This is a genomic window from Mycobacterium triplex (assembly GCF_000689255.1).
GTDB lineage: Bacteria > Actinomycetota > Actinomycetes > Mycobacteriales > Mycobacteriaceae > Mycobacterium > Mycobacterium triplex.
Genome location: NZ_HG964446.1, coordinates 586,957 through 602,574 on the forward strand (window position 1 = coordinate 586,957; position 15,618 = coordinate 602,574).

9 protein-coding genes and 1 tRNA gene are annotated in these 15,618 nt (G+C 69.2%); 8 read left to right on the forward strand and 2 right to left on the reverse strand.

Going from position 1 to position 15,618, the window contains the following annotated elements; all coding sequences use genetic code 11:
- The first annotated feature begins 41 nt into the window (after positions 1 to 41).
- From fdh to nrfD, 3 genes are read left to right on the forward strand one after another with little or no spacing between them, the layout of a single operon-like run.
- On the forward strand, positions 42 to 3,407 hold the full coding sequence (fdh, locus tag BN973_RS02685; RefSeq protein ID WP_232232013.1) for a formate dehydrogenase: 3,366 nt from the start codon (positions 42 to 44) through the stop codon (positions 3,405 to 3,407).
- Positions 3,382 to 4,356, forward strand: a complete 975-nt coding sequence (locus BN973_RS02690) for a 4Fe-4S dicluster domain-containing protein (protein ID WP_036471962.1) — start codon at positions 3,382 to 3,384, stop codon at positions 4,354 to 4,356. The genes fdh and BN973_RS02690 overlap by 26 nt, the downstream gene beginning before the upstream one ends.
- On the forward strand, positions 4,353 to 5,444 hold the full coding sequence (nrfD, locus tag BN973_RS02695; protein WP_036465733.1) for an NrfD/PsrC family molybdoenzyme membrane anchor subunit: 1,092 nt from the start codon (positions 4,353 to 4,355) through the stop codon (positions 5,442 to 5,444). Before BN973_RS02690 ends, nrfD begins: the two co-directional genes overlap by 4 nt.
- An 18-nt stretch (positions 5,445 to 5,462) precedes the next feature.
- On the opposite strand, the gene selD is transcribed toward nrfD, so the two are convergent.
- On the reverse strand, positions 5,463 to 6,446 hold the full coding sequence (gene selD / locus BN973_RS02700; RefSeq protein WP_036465734.1) for a selenide, water dikinase SelD: 984 nt from the start codon (positions 6,444 to 6,446) through the stop codon (positions 5,463 to 5,465).
- A 298-nt stretch (positions 6,447 to 6,744) separates the two neighbouring features.
- Here selD and BN973_RS02705 point away from each other — a divergent pair.
- The 5 genes from BN973_RS02705 (at position 6,745) to BN973_RS02725 (ending at position 12,402) form a co-directional block, all read left to right on the forward strand.
- A tRNA-Sec gene (locus tag BN973_RS02705) sits at positions 6,745 to 6,840 on the forward strand.
- 30 nt (positions 6,841 to 6,870) lie between these two features.
- Positions 6,871 to 8,190, forward strand: a complete 1,320-nt coding sequence (gene selA, locus BN973_RS02710; protein ID WP_036465735.1) for an L-seryl-tRNA(Sec) selenium transferase — start codon at positions 6,871 to 6,873, stop codon at positions 8,188 to 8,190.
- A gap of 20 nt (positions 8,191 to 8,210) precedes the next feature.
- The gene (gene selB, locus BN973_RS02715; protein WP_198048882.1) at positions 8,211 to 9,992 is read left to right on the forward strand and encodes a selenocysteine-specific translation elongation factor; all 1,782 of its coding nucleotides are present in this window, start codon (positions 8,211 to 8,213) and stop codon (positions 9,990 to 9,992) included.
- Positions 9,993 to 10,020: 28 nt separating this feature from the next.
- Entirely contained in the window at positions 10,021 to 10,968 is a 948-nt protein-coding gene (locus BN973_RS02720) for an NAD(P)/FAD-dependent oxidoreductase (RefSeq protein ID WP_036465736.1), read from the forward strand.
- 105 nt (positions 10,969 to 11,073) lie between these two features.
- On the forward strand, positions 11,074 to 12,402 hold the full coding sequence (locus BN973_RS02725) for a sensor histidine kinase (protein ID WP_036465737.1): 1,329 nt from the start codon (positions 11,074 to 11,076) through the stop codon (positions 12,400 to 12,402).
- A 363-nt stretch (positions 12,403 to 12,765) separates the two neighbouring features.
- Here the strand turns inward: BN973_RS02725 and BN973_RS02730 are convergent, their stop codons facing one another.
- On the reverse strand, positions 12,766 to 15,606 hold the full coding sequence (locus tag BN973_RS02730; RefSeq protein ID WP_036465738.1) for an MMPL/RND family transporter: 2,841 nt from the start codon (positions 15,604 to 15,606) through the stop codon (positions 12,766 to 12,768).
- Positions 15,607 to 15,618: the final 12 nt, after the last annotated feature.

Below are 15,618 nucleotides of genomic sequence, written 5' to 3' on the forward strand. Positions count from 1 at the left end.
CGTTCGGGCATCGCGTCCGCGAGCGCACTAGGCTTCGAGCCATGGCCCCGAAGCTGCCCTCCCCGAAGATTCTCCTCGAATGGCCCGTCGTCCGTCAGCTGCGTTCGGCTGATGCGTTCGGTCGCGGACCGGCGGTGACCTCCAAGCGCACCCGTGCGATCGCCCCGCGCACCACGACGGCCGATCGCGTCGTGCAAAGCGTGTGCCCGTACTGCGCGGTGGGCTGCGGCCAGAAGGTTTTCGTCAAGGACGAGAAGGTCGTCCAGATCGAGGGCGATCCCGACTCACCGATTTCGCGCGGGCGCCTGTGCCCCAAGGGGTCGGCGAGTGAGCAACTGGTCAACTCGCCGGGTCGGCAGCTCGAGGTGCTCTACCGCGCCCCGCGGGCGACCGAGTGGGAGCGCCTCGACCTGAACACCGCCATCGACATGGTGGCAGACCGCTTCCTCGAGTCCCGCCGAAACACCTGGCAGGACATCGACAAGAAGGGCAACCTGCTGCGCCGCACCATGGGGATCGCCGCCCTCGGCGGTGCCACGCTGGACAACGAAGAGAACTACCTCATCAAGAAACTCTTCACCGCGGCGGGCGCGATCCAGATCGAGAACCAGGCTCGTATTTGACACTCCGCCACGGTTCCCGGTCTGGGAGTCTCCTTCGGGCGCGGCGGCGCCACCCAATCGCTGCAAGACATGGCCAACGCGGATTGCATCATCATCCAGGGTTCCAACATGGCCGAGTGCCATCCGGTGGGATTCCAGTGGGTTGAGGAGGCGAAAGCCCGTGGGGCGCGGCTGATCCACGTCGATCCGCGCTTCACCCGCACCTCGGCCGTCGCGGACAAGCACGTCCCGATCAGGGCGGGCTCGGATGTGGTGCTGCTCGGCGCGCTGATCAACCACGTCATCAGCAACGACCTGTGGTTCAAGGAGTACGTCGTCGCCTACACCAACGCGGCCACGCTGATCAACGAAAATTTCAGAGACGCCGAGGATCTCGGCGGCGTCTTCTCCGGCTTGGATCCCGAGACCGGGCACTACGACCAGTCGACGTGGGCGTACGCCAGCGCCGACAACGGCGACATCGCCGGACCCGGTGACGCACACGAGCACGGCTCGTCGGCCTCGGCGCGCGCGGCGGGTGACGAGCATGGAATGGGCGGTCCGGCGCTGGCCCATGCTCAGGTGCTGCGAGACGAAACCCTGCAGCATCCGCGCACGGTCTTCCAGATCCTCAAGCGGCATTACGCCCGCTACACGCCGGAGATGGTCAAGAACGTCTGCGGCATCAGCCTCGAGGACTTCGACTATCTCGCGCGCTCCATCGTCGAGAATTCCGGCCGCGAGCGCACTACCTGCTTCGCCTACGCCGTCGGCTGGACGCAGCACACGCTGGGGGCCCAATTCATCCGCACCGCAACAATTTTGCAGCTGCTGATGGGCAACGTCGGACGCCCCGGAAGCGGCATCATGGCGTTGCGCGGCCACGCCAGCATTCAGGGCTCCACCGATATTCCCACGCTGTTCAATCTGTTACCCGGCTACCTGCCGATGCCCAAGGCGGGCATACACGACACCCTGGCCGACTACCTCGACGCGGTGGGATCCAAGAAGCAGAAAGGCTTTTGGGCCAACGCCGACGCCTACACGATCAGCCTGCTCAAGGCGTGGTGGGGCGACGCGGCGCGCGAGGACAACGACTGGGCCTATGACTACCTGCCGCGGCTGTCCGGACCACACGGGACCTACCAAACCGTGATGGGCATGCTCGATGACGAGGTCGAGGGCTACTTCCTGTTAGGGCAGAACCCGGCGATCGGGTCGGCCCACGGCCGGATGCAGCGGCTCGGTATGTCGCACCTGAAATGGCTTGTGGTGCGCGACCTTAACCTCATCGAGTCGGCCACCTGGTGGAAGGACGGACCGGAGATCGCGTCCGGGGAGTTGGAAACCGAGAAGATCGAGACCGAGGTGTTCTTCTTTCCGGCGGCCACGCACGTGGAGAAGGCCGGATCGTTCACCCAGACGCAGCGGCTGTTGCAGTGGCGGCACAAGGCGGTCGAGCCGCCGGGCGATTGCCAAAGCGAATTGGAGTTCTTCTTCGAGCTGGGCAAGCGGATCAGGGCGCGGCTGGCCGGGTCGACCGACGAGCGGGACCGGCCGCTGTTGGACCTGACGTGGGACTACCCGAGCGACGAGCACGGCGAGATCGACGGCGAGGCGGTGCTGGCCGAATACAACGGCCGCCACCTCACCGGTCCCGACGCCGGTAAGCCGGTGTCGTCGTTCGCCGAGCTGCGCGCCGACGGATCCACCGCCGCCGGCTGCTGGATCTACGCCGGGGTGTACGCGAACGGCATCAACCAGGCCGCTCGCCGGGTGCCGCGCGGCGGCAGCGGCCCGAGCCAGTCGGAATGGGGCTGGGCGTGGCCGGCCGATCGCCGGATCCTGTACAACCGCGCCTCGGCCGACCCCGACGGCAATCCGTGGAGCGAGCGCAAACGCTACATCTGGTGGGACGCCGAGCAGCAGCGCTGGGTCGGCGGTGACGTGCCCGACTTCCCGGTGGATCGGGCGCCGGGCAGCCGGCCCGACCCCGAGCTCGGTGGTCCGGCCGCGTTGGCCGGCGACGACGCGTTCGTCATGCAGGCCGACGGCAAGGCGTGGCTGTTCGCGCCCAAGGGCATGGTCGACGGGCCGCTGCCCACACACTACGAGCCGCAGGAGTCGCCGGTCGCCAACGCGCTCTACCCGCAACAGCAGAATCCCTCGCGAATCATCTTCCCGCGCAAGGACAATCTGAGCGCACCGAGCGCCGGTGACCCCGGCGCCGATGTGTACCCGTACGTGTTCACCACCTACCGCCTCACCGAGCACCACACCGCCGGCGGCATGAGCCGATGGCTGCCGTATCTGTCCGAGCTGCAACCGGAGATGTTCTGCGAGGTCTCACCCGAGCTGGCCGCCGAACGCGGACTGGAACCCTACGGCTGGGCCACGATCATCTCGCCGCGGGCGGCGATCGAGGCACGGGTACTGGTCACCGAGCGGATGACCCCGCTACGGATCGGCGACCACACCGTGCACCAGATCGGACTGCCCTACCACTGGGGTGTCGGCAGCGACGCGGTGGTGAGCGGGGACGCGGCCAACGATCTGCTGGGCCTGACGCTGGATCCGAACGTCCAGATCCAGGAGTCCAAGGCCGGGTCGTGCGACATCCGGCCGGGCCGGCGACCGCAGGGACCCGCGCTGTTGCAGTTGGTGGCCGAGTACCAGTCTCGCGCGGGCGCCACGGTCGAGACGGACAATGTACGAGTCACCGACGCCGTCTGGAAGATCTCCGAAGACCAGGCCCCGCCGGAGCACAGAAGGGGGGCCGATGGGTCAGCTGACCGGACCGAGTGACCCTGCCGCCGATGCCGGCTGGGGAGATGTCAAGCCGCGCAAGGGTTTTTTCACCGACACTTCGATCTGCATCGGATGCAAGGCGTGCGAAGTGGCGTGCAAGGAATGGAATCGCAACCCGCGCGACGGTGACCTTGAACTACTGGGCTCGTCCTACGACAACACCGGATCGCTGGGCGCGAGCACCTGGCGGCACGTGGCGTTCATCGAGCAGGGGCGCGACCGCATCGAACAGGCCCGCGAATCCGGCCGGGCGTTGGTGAGCCTCGGCATGCCGTCGCTGCCGGGAGCCGCAGACGTCCAGCCGGATATCAAGCCGCCGGACACCCCGGAGTTTCGCTGGTTGATGTCGTCTGACGTCTGCAAGCACTGCACGCACGCGGGCTGCCTGGACGTGTGCCCGACGGGAGCGTTGTTCCGCACCGAGTTCGGCACCGTGGTGGTGCAGCACGACGTGTGCAACGGCTGCGGAACGTGCGTGGCGGGCTGCCCGTTCGGTGTCGTCGAGCGCCGCAGTGACGGCACCTACGCGACGCCGGTGGAACGGCCGGGCCGCCCGCAGGAGGAGTTCGTCACGGGGGTCGCCCAGAAGTGCACCCTGTGCTACGACCGGTTGATCGAGGACCAGATACCCGCCTGCGCGCAAACCTGTCCGACCACGTCGATCAAGTTCGGCGATCACGACGACCTGGTCGACCGAGCCCGAGCGCGGGTCGCCCAACTACATGCCGAAGGGCGCACCGAGGCAAGGCTTTACGGCGCCAACGAGCACGACGGCGTGGGCGGCACGGGGTCGATCTTCTTGTTGCTCGACGAACCGGAGGTCTACGGCCTGCCGCCCGATCCGCGGGTGTGCACGGCCGACTTGCCGACGATGTTCAAGCGCGCAACCATGGCCGCGGCCGGCATGGTCGGCGCGGCCGTGCTGGCGTTCTGGAGTAGCCGGTGAGCACGTCGGAATTCGACAGCTTCCGTCCGCCGGAGCCGATGGGCGGCAAGCGACGGCGCAAAGGCGGGCGGGGCGGTCGCCGTGGCGGCGGTTCTGACGGCTCGCGCGAGATGCCGATGGTGCCCGACGCCGAGTTCACCTCGTACTACGGGCGTCCGGTGGTCAAGCCCGCACCCTGGGGACACGAGGTGGCCGCCTACCTGTTCTTGGGTGGCGTCGCCGGTGGTTCGGGCTTGCTGGCTGCCGGCGCCCAGCTGACCGGTCGAAAAGTGTTGCGCCGCAACACAAGAATATCGGCGTTGGTCGCGGTGTCGCTGGGTGCGGTCGCGCTGGTGAAGGATCTGGGCCGGCCCGAACGTTTCGTCAACATGCTGCGGACGGTCAAGCTGACCTCGCCGATGAGCATCGGCTCGTGGATCCTCAGCCTGTTCAGCGCCGGCATCGGGGTCGCCGCCGCCTCGGAGATCGACCGGATCACCGGTGAGCGAATACCGTTGGGCCCGTTGCGGCCCGCACTGCGTGCCGCGGAGGGGCCGGCCGGGTTGGAAGCCGCCGTCTTCGCCGCACCCCTTGCCGTCTACACCGCGGTGCTGCTGACCGACACCGCGACCCCGACGTGGAACGCCGCGTACCGCGACCTGCCGTTCGTGTTCGTCAGCTCGGCGAGCCTGGCCGCATCGGGATTGGCGATGATCACCACCCCGGTCGCCGAGGCCGGGCCCGCGCGCAAGCTCGCGGTCATCGGAGCGGTCAGCGATCTGATCTCCGCCCGGTTCACCGAGTTCCGGATGGATCCGGTGACCAGGGAGCCGCTGCATCACGGCACACCCGGTCGGTTGCTACAGGGGAGTGAATTGCTTGCTGCCGCAGGTGGTTTGGGTGCACTGCTGGGCGGGCATCGACGCGACGTCGCCGCGCTGTCCGGCCTGGCGCTGCTGACGGCGTCGGCGATGCTGAGGTTCGGTTTCTTCGAGGCGGGCAAGGAGTCGGCCCGCGACCCTCGCTACACGATGGAGCCGCAGAAGCGCCGGCTGGCGAAACGCCGCGCGGCGGGCATCACGGACGACTCGATCACGACGGCGGATTAGCGGACCGCTCGGCGTGGATCAGCGCAGCTCGATGCCCGCACCGGTGACGGTATGGCCGATCACCGGGTAACCGGGTAACTCGCCAACCACGAGCAGGCCGCCCGAGGTCTGCGCGTCGGCGAGCAGCAACAGATCATCCTCGGTCACGCCGGGGCCGGTATGCAGCTGCGGCCGCACCCAATCGAGGTTGCGCCGAGACCCGCCGGAGACGAACCCGTCGCGCAGCGCTGCGCGGGCCGCATCGAGCACCGGCACCGCGGAGCGATCGATCACGGCGCCCACCTTGGAGGCCCGGCACATCTTGTACAGGTGGCCGAGCAACCCGAAACCGGTCACATCCGTGGCCGCTTTCAGGCCGGCGGCGACGGCGGCCTCGGCGGCGTCGCGGTTGAGCCGGGTCATCGTCGCGATCGCCTCGGCGAACACCTCGCCGGTCTGCTTGTGCCGATTGTTGAGCAGCCCGACGCCCAGCGGCTTGGTCAGGGTCAGCGGCAGCCCGGCTTCGGCGGCGTCATTGCGCAGCAATCGATTCGGGTCGGCCACACCGGTCACCGCCATGCCGTATTTCGGCTCCGGGTCGTCGATGGAGTGGCCGCCGATCACCGGGCAGCCAGCCTCGGCGGCCACCGCCAGCCCGCCGCGCAGCACCTCGGTCATCAGCTCCAGGGGCAGCACGTCGCGCGGCCAGCCGACCAGGTTGATCGCGACCACGGGGCGTCCGCCCATCGCGTAGACATCGGAAAGCGCGTTGGCCGCGGCGATCCGGCCCCAGTCGTAGGCGTTGTCGACGACGGGCGTGAAGAAGTCCGCCGTGGACAACACCGCGAAGTCGCCGACCAAGACCGCGGCGGCGTCGTCGCCGTCGTCGAGCCCGACCAGAACGTTCTCGTTGGTCTGTCCGACGAGGCCGCGGACCGCCTCTTCCAGCTCCCCGGGTGGGATCTTGCAGGCACAGCCACCGCCGTGCGCATAGCCGGTCAGCCGGGTCTGCGTCTGAGTCATCTCACAAGCCTACGAGGAACAGGTGTGCCCACACTTTGCCCGCCTCGCAGCGACAACTGTCAACGTCGTCACACTCAACGCCGGGCCCGCACACTCGACGCCGGGCCGGGTGCGTCCTGGGCTTTGAGTGTGTGCCCAGGGCGGCGACACGCCCGGGGCAGGCCGCCGCTCCCGCACACTGAACGCCGCTCCCGCACACTGAACGCCGCTCCCGCACACTGAACGCCGCGCCCGCACACTCGAGGCCGCTCGGAGGCGGGCTCGCCGGCATCGGCGCTGACCACGCTAGTTTGTGCATGGAGGCGTTTGGGTTCCTGGTGGTCCCCCCGGTCTTCAAAACCGGTGAGGTCGAGTATCTCGGTCTGGCGGGTTCGATTCCCGTCCGCCTCCGCCAGCCGCGCACCCGAGGAGGTCGAGGAGGCAAGTGACACAGGTCGACCCGCGCCGCCTGATTCCGCGCACAGATCAGCTGCTCGCGCTTCCGCCGGTGCAGGAGGCGCGAGACCGGCTGGGCGAGCATGCGGTCCGGGCCGTCGTGCGCGACATCCAGGACCGGGCCCGCCGCGGCGACCTGGCTCCCGACCAGGTGCAGGACGCGGTGCTGGCGTCGCTGATCGCGCACCGCAACACCAGGTTGCGGCCGGTGCTCAACGCCACCGGCGTCGTCGTCCACACCAACCTGGGTCGTGCGCCGTTGGCCGCCAGCGCGGTCGAGGCACTGGTGTCCGCGAGCGGCTACGTCGACGTGGAACTCGACCTCGCCACCGGCACGCGCTCCAAGCGCGGGGTCGCCCTTCGCCAGGCACTGCTGGAGGCCTGCCCCGCCGCCGAGGACGCGCTGGTGGTCAACAACGGCGCCGCCGCGCTGGTGCTGGCCACCACCGCGCTGGCCGCCGGCGGCGAGGTCGTGGTCAGCCGCGGCGAACTGATCGAGATCGGTGCCGGCTTCCGGCTGCCCGACCTGATCGCCTCCACGGGCGCCCGCCTGCGTGAGGTCGGAACCACCAACCGCACCCACCTCAAGGACTACGCCGACGCGATCGGGCCCCAGACCGGCTGCGTGCTGAAGGTGCACCAGAGCAATTTCCGGGTGCAGGGTTTCACCTCCGCAGTCGCCGTGTCCGAGCTTCGCGAAGTAGCCGCAGCCAAGCAGGTGCCGCTGGTCGTCGACCTCGGCAGCGGGCTGCTTGCACCCGATGCGGTGTTGCCCGACGAGCCGGACGCGGCCACCACGCTGTCCGACGGGGCCGACGTGATCACCGCCAGCGGCGACAAGCTGCTCGGCGGGCCGCAGGCGGGCATCGTGCTGGGCCGCTGCGACATGGTCACGCGGATGGCACGGCATCCGTTGGCCCGCGCGGTTCGTGCCGACAAGCTCACCCTCGCCGCGCTGGAGGCCACGGTCCGGGCCGGCACCTCGCCGGTGACCCAGGCCCTACACGCCGATCCCGAACGACTGCGGGCACGCGCGGTACGCCTGGCTGAGGCCATCGGCGCGTCCGTCGTCGCCCACGACGGCCGGGTCGGTGGCGGTGGAGCCCCGGGCGTCCCGTTGCCCGGGTGGGCGGTGCGGCTTCCCGAGCCCGCGGCCGCCGCGCTGCGCGCCGGTGAGCCGGCGGTGCTGCCGCGGGTACACGACGGTGCGTGCCTGCTGGATCTGCGCTGCATTCCCGAGTGCGACGACGTTCGCCTGCTGGAGGCGGTGCGCATCGCGTTGGCGGCGACGCCCGAGGCGGACCACTGAGCACCCACGACTCGCATGTCGTGGCCACCGCCGGCCACGTCGACCATGGCAAGAGCACGCTGATCCGCGCGCTGACCGGCATGGAGCCCGATCGGTGGGAGGAAGAGCGCCGCCGCGGCCTGACGATCGACCTCGGCTTCGCCTGGACCACCCTGCCCTCGGGCCGCGAGGTCGCGTTCGTCGACGTGCCCGGACATCAGCGCTTCCTGGCCAACACCCTCGCCGGCCTCGGCCCCGCACCGGTGGTCTGCTTCGTCGTCGCCGCGGACGAGGGCTGGCAGGCCCAGTCCAGCGACCACCGCGACGCGCTCGCGGCGCTGGGAATCCGGCACGGCCTGATCGTGATCACCCGCACCGACCGCGCTCCGGACCGCGCCGCCGCAGTGCTGGCGCAGGCCCGCGACGAGCTGGCCGGCACCGGGCTGCGGGATGCGCCCGGCGTCGTCGTATCGGCGGTCGAGGGGGCCGGGCTGACCGAAATGCGCGCCACCCTCGATCGCGTCCTCGAGCAACTGCCCGCACCCGAGACCACCGCCCGGGTACGGCTGTGGGTCGATCGCTCCTTCACGATCACCGGCGCCGGCACCGTCGTGACGGGCACGCTCGCGGCCGGCACGGTGGCGCCCGGCGACCGGCTGGACGTGCTCGGCGCGGACCAGCCGCAGGAGGTGGTGATCCGAGGGTTGCAGAGCCGGGGTGAGCCCTACCCGGCGCTGGGACCGGTGGCCCGGGTCGCGCTCAACCTGCGCGGCGTCCCGCGCGATGTCGTGCACCGCGGGCACGCGCTGGTGACGCCGGGGGCATGGCCGAACACCAACGCGCTGGACATCCGACGCACCACCGGCGGGCCGTTGACCGATGCCGCGGCTCGACTCGTCGTGCACGTCGGCACCGCGGCCGTGCCCGCGCGGCTGCGGCCATTCGACGACGACCATGGCCGCCTCACGCTCGACCGGCAGCTGCCGCTGGTGCTCGGCGACCGATTGGTGCTGCGCGACCCGGGCGGCCAGCGGGTGCTCGCCGGTGCCCTGGTGCTCGACGCCGACCCCCCGGTGTTGCGACGGCGGGGTGACGGAACCCGCCGAGCCGCGGCCCTGAGCGCGATGGACGCGGCCGGTGACGTCGGCGCCGAGGTGGCCCGGCGTGGCGCGGTGCGGGAGAGCCGGCTGCGGCGGCTGGGGTTCCTCACGTCAGCGGATGCCACACCGCAGGGCATCCGGGTGCTCGACGGCTGGTGGGTGCACGACGCGACATATGACGCCTGGCAACAGCGCCTGCGAGCCGCGGTCGAGGAGCTGCACGCGCGAGACCCATTGGCAGCAGGGCTATCTCGCGGTGCCGCCCGCGACCTGCTGGCACTGCCGGACGAGTCGCTGCTCGATGCCGTCACCCGCGACGCGGGACTCGAGCAGCGTGGCGGCCACCTTCGGGTGGCCGGCGCTCGCGACGACCTTGGCCTCGCCGAGGCCGCCGTCGCCGAACTGGAAGCGCGACTGCGGGCCGAACCCTTCCACGCGCCGGAGGCCGACGACCTGTCGGCGTTGCAACTGTCTGCCCGCGAACTGGCCGCGGCCGAGCGGGCCGGGCGGGTGCTGCGGCTGCGCGACGGCGTGGTGTTGTTGCCCACCGCACCGGCTTTGGCGATGCGCGAGCTGGCCCGGCTGGAGCAGCCGTTCACCACGAGCCAAGCGCGACAGGTGCTCGGCACCACGCGGCGGGTGGCGATTCCGTTGCTGGAACACCTCGACGCCCGCGGCTGGACCCGGCGCCTCGACGCCGGGCATCGCGAGGTGGTGCGATGAATTCCGTTGCGGCTGAGGAGGTTAACGAGTGATCATTGTCGTCGGTGCGGGAATATGCGGGCTCGCGACCGCCTACGAGTTGTCGCGGCGCGGGCAGCAGACGGTCGTGTTCGAACGCGGTGAGCCGTTCGCCGGGCTGTCCGCGGGTCTGGCGCGGATCTTCCGCATCGCACATCAACGCGCGGCGCTATGCAGGCTGGCGATCCGGGCCCGCGCCTGCTGGCAGCGCTGGGAACGCGACCTCGAGGTGGGGCGGCTGCTCGGCTCGGAGGGCTTCATCGCGGCCGCCCCGGCGGAGCAGACCGCGACGGCGATGACGGAGGCCGGCGCCGAATTCGCCTGGCTGGACCGCCACGAGATCGAGGCACGTATCCCGTTCGTCGCGGCCCCCTGGGAGACCGGGATCTTCGATCCCCTCGGCGGCAGCCTGCGTATTCGGCGCGCGCTGACCGCCGTGGCCACCCGGGTGGAGATCCGGCGCGGCCAGGTCGTCTCGCTCGGCGACGACGGCTCGGTGCGTCTGGCGGATGGCACCGTGCTGCGGGGTGAGCAAGTCGTGGTGTGCGTGGGGGCCCAGACGCCGGACCTACTCGGCCCGCTCGACGTCGAGCTCATCCCGCATACTCGCTACGCCTACGAGGGCGCCGACGCCACCGGTGCCGCCTGCCTGGCCGCGCCGGAGGGCTATGGGCTGCCGCTGGGTAGCACGGGTCGCTGGGCATTCGGTCAGCGGGTACCGGATCCGGGCGGCGTGCGTGCGCTGTTCCCGTCGCTGTCGCCGGTGGGCCAGGTGGACTGCTTCTCGGTGCACGCTCCGTGGCTCGACGCCGGCGGGGACGGGTGGAAGGTGGTGCGCCGCGGCCGGGTCGTCGGCTTCGTCGGCAACAACCTGATGAAGTTCGGGCCATTGCTCGGCGAGCTCCTCGCCGAGGCCGCGTGTGGTGAGGGGCTGCCCGGCGAGCTGACTCTCGGTTGAGGCGAGAGCCGTTGCACCACGATGAATGGGCCATGATGGTCGCGAAGCAGCAGTAGGTCAATGAGGGAGCCCAACATTCGCGCGTTGAGAAAAATTCGACTGCCGATGCGTGTCTTGTCGTTGCGCACCATCGTCATCGTTGCGCAATTGGGCGTGATCGCTCTGGTGGTCACGCTGGGCGTATGGGTGTGGGTCGGCGTCACCAACGACCAGTACAGCCAGCTCGACCGGCGGCTGGACTCCGTGAGCAGTCTCGGCGACATCAACACATTGCTCAACAGCCCGCACCAGAACAGCCCCGACCGGCCCACGCCGGACGGCAACCTGGTGCGCACCGCCCGCGTCGGGGGGCTGACGGTGTCGGTGCCCAGCGACATCGTCTTGCCCAAACTTGCCAACGGCTATGCGAACACGACCATCAACGGCGTGCAGTACCGCGTCCGGACCTTCAACGCGGGCCCGGTTTCGATTGCGCTGGCCGCCCCGCTGGCCGAGGCCCAGCATCGGATCAACGAACTGCATTTGCGGGTGTTGTTGATCTGCGCCGGCGTGATCACCGGCACCTTCCTGGTCGGCTGGGTGATCTCGTTGATCATGGTCAACCCCTTCGTGCTGCTGGCCCGGCAAGCCCGTGCCATCAATGCGCAGTCCAGCCCGGACGAGGTTCAGGTTCGCGGCGTGCGGGAGGCCGTCGAGATCGCCGAAGCGGTCGAGCAGATGCTGGACCGCATCGGCAACGAGCAACAACGCACCAAGGCAGCGCTCGAGTCGGCTCGCGACTTCGCCGCCGTTGCCTCGCACGAGCTCCGCACCCCGCTGACCGCCATGCGCACCAACCTCGAGGTGTTGTCCACCTTGGAGCTGGCCGCCGAGCAGCGAGAGGAAATCATCGGCGACGTCATCCGGACTCAGAGCCGCATCGAAGCGACGCTGACGGCCCTCGAGAGACTCGCGCAGGGACAGCTGACCACCGTCGACGACTTCGTCCCGTTCGACATCACCGAACTTCTGGATCGCGCCGCACATGATGCGCTGCGCATCTACCCCGACGTGGAGGTGTCGCTGATACCGTCGCCCACCGTGTTGATGGTGGGATTGCCCACCGGTCTGCGGCTGGTGATCGACAACGCGATCGCCAACGCCGTCAAACACGGCGGTGCGTCCAAGATTCAACTCACCGTGAGTAGTTCCGGTGAAGGTGTGGAAATCACGATCGACGACAACGGCACCGGTGTTCCCGAGGAGGAACGTACCGCCGTATTCGAACGATTCTCCCGCGGATCGACGGCATCGCGATCGGGGTCGGGGCTGGGGCTAGCGCTGGTCGCTCAACAGGCAGAATTGCACGGCGGGAACGCGTCTCTGCACGCCAGCCCGCTGGGCGGAACTCGGCTCCTGCTGAAGCTGGCCGGTGACGGCCGCGGCCCCGCGTGACCAATGCGTGTGAACTACCCAGCAGGCCAATCAGTTTGGCGCAAGCTGAGATCGATTGTCACGGCGCATTGCGAATTCGTAACAGCGCGACCAAAATATCACCGTCCACCTGCCGGTGAGCTAGTTGGATCATGAGTGTGGGCGCGCCGTGCGATCTCGTCGGGCCCGAGAACTTCGAATTCGATCGACCGGCAACCGCTGGCACGACATCGTGCACTTTCGCCGGCCCGCCTGAGTTTGCGTCTCAATAGGCATGTGCGGCGGCGGCTTTGCGTGTGCGCCGATGGCGTGTGTTATCGGCGCGTCGCCGCCCTGAATGCACCCGCAAAGCCCACGATCCACACTCCACGCAACGCGACAAGATCATAGCGGAACCAGTTCGCGCTCGGGCGTTTTCACGCTCGCGGCGGTCCGGCGCGGCACGCCGGCCGGCCACCAGAACCACCGACCCAGCAGCGCCACGACCGCCGGCACGACCAGCGCCCGCACCAGCAAAGTATCCACCAACAGCCCGACCGCGATCGCGGTGCCGATCTGGGCGATGCTGAGCACGCTGCTACCCAACAGCGCCAGCATGGTGAGCCCGAAGACGATCCCGGCGGTGGTGACCACCCCGCCGGTGCCGCCGAACGCGCGGATGATGCCCGTTCGCAGGCCCGCGGCCGCCTCCTGCTTGATCCGCAAGGCCAGCAGCAGGTTGTAATCGGCACCGACCGCGATCAGCGCGATGAACGCGATAGGTGCTACGGCCCAATGCAAGTCGCGGTGCAACAAGTCCTGCCAGATCAGTACGCTGACGCCCAGCGCCGATGCGTACGAGGCGACGACGGTGCCGACGACCACCAGCCCGGCCACCGGGCTGCGCAACATCACCATGATGATCACAAAGATCAGCGCAAGCGCCGCACCCACCAGCAAGGCGAGGTCGCGGGCGACGAATCGCTGCAGATCGGTTGTCACAGGCCCGACGCCGGCGAGGTAAACCCCTGTCGGCGTCAGCGTTCCCTCCTTGGTGGCCTCTTTGATAGCGCTGCGCACCTGTTCGGCCCGCTTGGCGCCGTCGACACCCCACTCCTGGTCGTCGCCGTAGACCAGGAAGTAGGTGGCACGGCCATTGGTGGATACCAGCTGACGCAGCACACTGACGTATTGCGGATCGCTCAACGCGCGCTGTGGCAGGTAGAAGCCCGCCGCGGCACTGCCTTGGAATTCGTTGGCGATCTCGGTCAGGTAATCGGTCAGCTGGTGCATCTGTGGGCCGAGCGTCTGAGAAAGCCCCAGCAGTTCGTGTGTGGCCGAACGCGCCTGTCCGAGCGCGCTATTCATCGACGACACGGTTTGGGGCAGGCCCGCCATCGCTCGAGCGGCAGCGGTCGACCCGGTGGTGAGCTTGGCGGCACCGTCGCCGAGTCGGTTCGAGTCCTGCACCAGACTGTCGACGCGTTTGAGTAGCCGGTCGACCGTCGCGCACAGCGGGTTCGTGATGCAATCGGGTGTTCCGGAGACGAAGCCGCGCAACGGGTCGAGGTAACCCGACACCGTCGTCACGGTGCGTTGCACACCGTCCATCCCACTGCGCATGTCGTCGGCCGCGGCCGACACATCGGCCAATCCCGCTCCGCCGCTGCGTAATCCGCCACCCAGCCGGTCCACCGCCGCTTGCGCCTGCGCCAGGGCATCGTCCAGCTCCGAGATCCGGCCCAGGCGCTGGGTCAGTGAATCCACCGCGTCCCCGAACTGACGGCCCAGCACCCCGGCCTGGTAGCTGAAGGTCGCCTGATCGGGCACCTTTCCGTCGGGCCGAGTGGCCGACTGGACCATGTGCACGCCCGGCACGGCCATGATCTGCCGGGTGATCCGCTCGATCGCGATCAGCCCGGCGGGGTTGCGCAGGTCGTGATCGGCCTGCACGGTCACGACATCGGGCAGCAGCGAATTCGCCCAGAAATGCCTGTCATTCATCGCGTAGCCACGATTGGACTCGCTGGACGACGGCGTCGCCGCGGGTTCGTTCCAGCCGATCCGCAACCCCGCCAGCGGCAACGCGGCCACCAGGGTCAGCCCACCCGCGGTGACTAGGATGGGCCCGGGCCAGCGGGCTACCGCGGCACCGACGCGGCGCCAGCGTCGGGCCGTGCGCGACGGTCTCGGTTCCAGAAAGCCGCGCCGCACCGCTAACCCCAACAGCGCGGGCGTCAGCGTCAGCGCCGCCGCCATTGTCACCAGAATGCCGATAGCACAGGGGATTCCCGCGCTGCGGAACATGCCCACCTTGGCGAAGCCCAGACAGGCCAGGGCCACCGAGACGGTCAATGCCGACCCGATCACCACCGGCGCGACGGCACGGTAGCCATCGGTCAGTGCCTGGGCCGGCGAAACGGACCGGCGCCGGCCCTCGTGATAGCGGCCGATCAGAAAAATCGCGTAGTCGGTGCCGGCGCCCAGCGTCATCGCCGCCATCAGCGCCACCGAGAAGATCGACACCTCCACCGCGCCGGCCTGCCCGAGCGCGGCGACCACCGGCCGTGCCACCGCGAGGCCGAGACCGACCGACGTCAGCGGGATCGCCGCGGCAACTGGCGAGCGATACACCAGCAGAAGCAGCAACAGGATCAGCCCGACGGTGGCGGCGGTGATGCCGAGCATCTGGCGGTCGATCGCGGTGAATTCGTCGACGATGGTGCCCCCGGGCCCCGTGACGCTGACCCGCAGACCTGCCGGCGGGCCAACGGCGGCAACGGATTTGCGAACGGAGCCTACCGAATCGCGAGCTTGCGAGGTGCCGAGCATGCCCACCAGCCGGACCATCACCCGGACCGCGCGCTGGTCCGGACTTTGCGCCCCCGCCGCGGTCGCGGGCTGCGACCAGAGGTCTGTCACCACGTCCACGTGCTTGCGATCGGCGGCCAGCGCCGCCGTCAACGCGTCGTAATAATCGCGATCCCGCGGCGTCAGGGGCCGATCACGTTCCAGTACAACGTAAATGAAGTTGTTGCTGGGGGGTTGGCCGAACAACTCGGCGGCGCGGGAAGCGGCCACCGAGCTGGGCGCATCGGCGGGCATGAAAGACCGGGAATGCGAATCGATCACCCGCTCCAGCTGCGGCACTGCCAGATTGCCGACGGCCGCCGCCGCTACCCACACCCCGACGACCAGCAGCGCGTATCGGCCGCTGATACGCGCGAATATTCCCCTCCATGTCATGGGTTTCTCCTA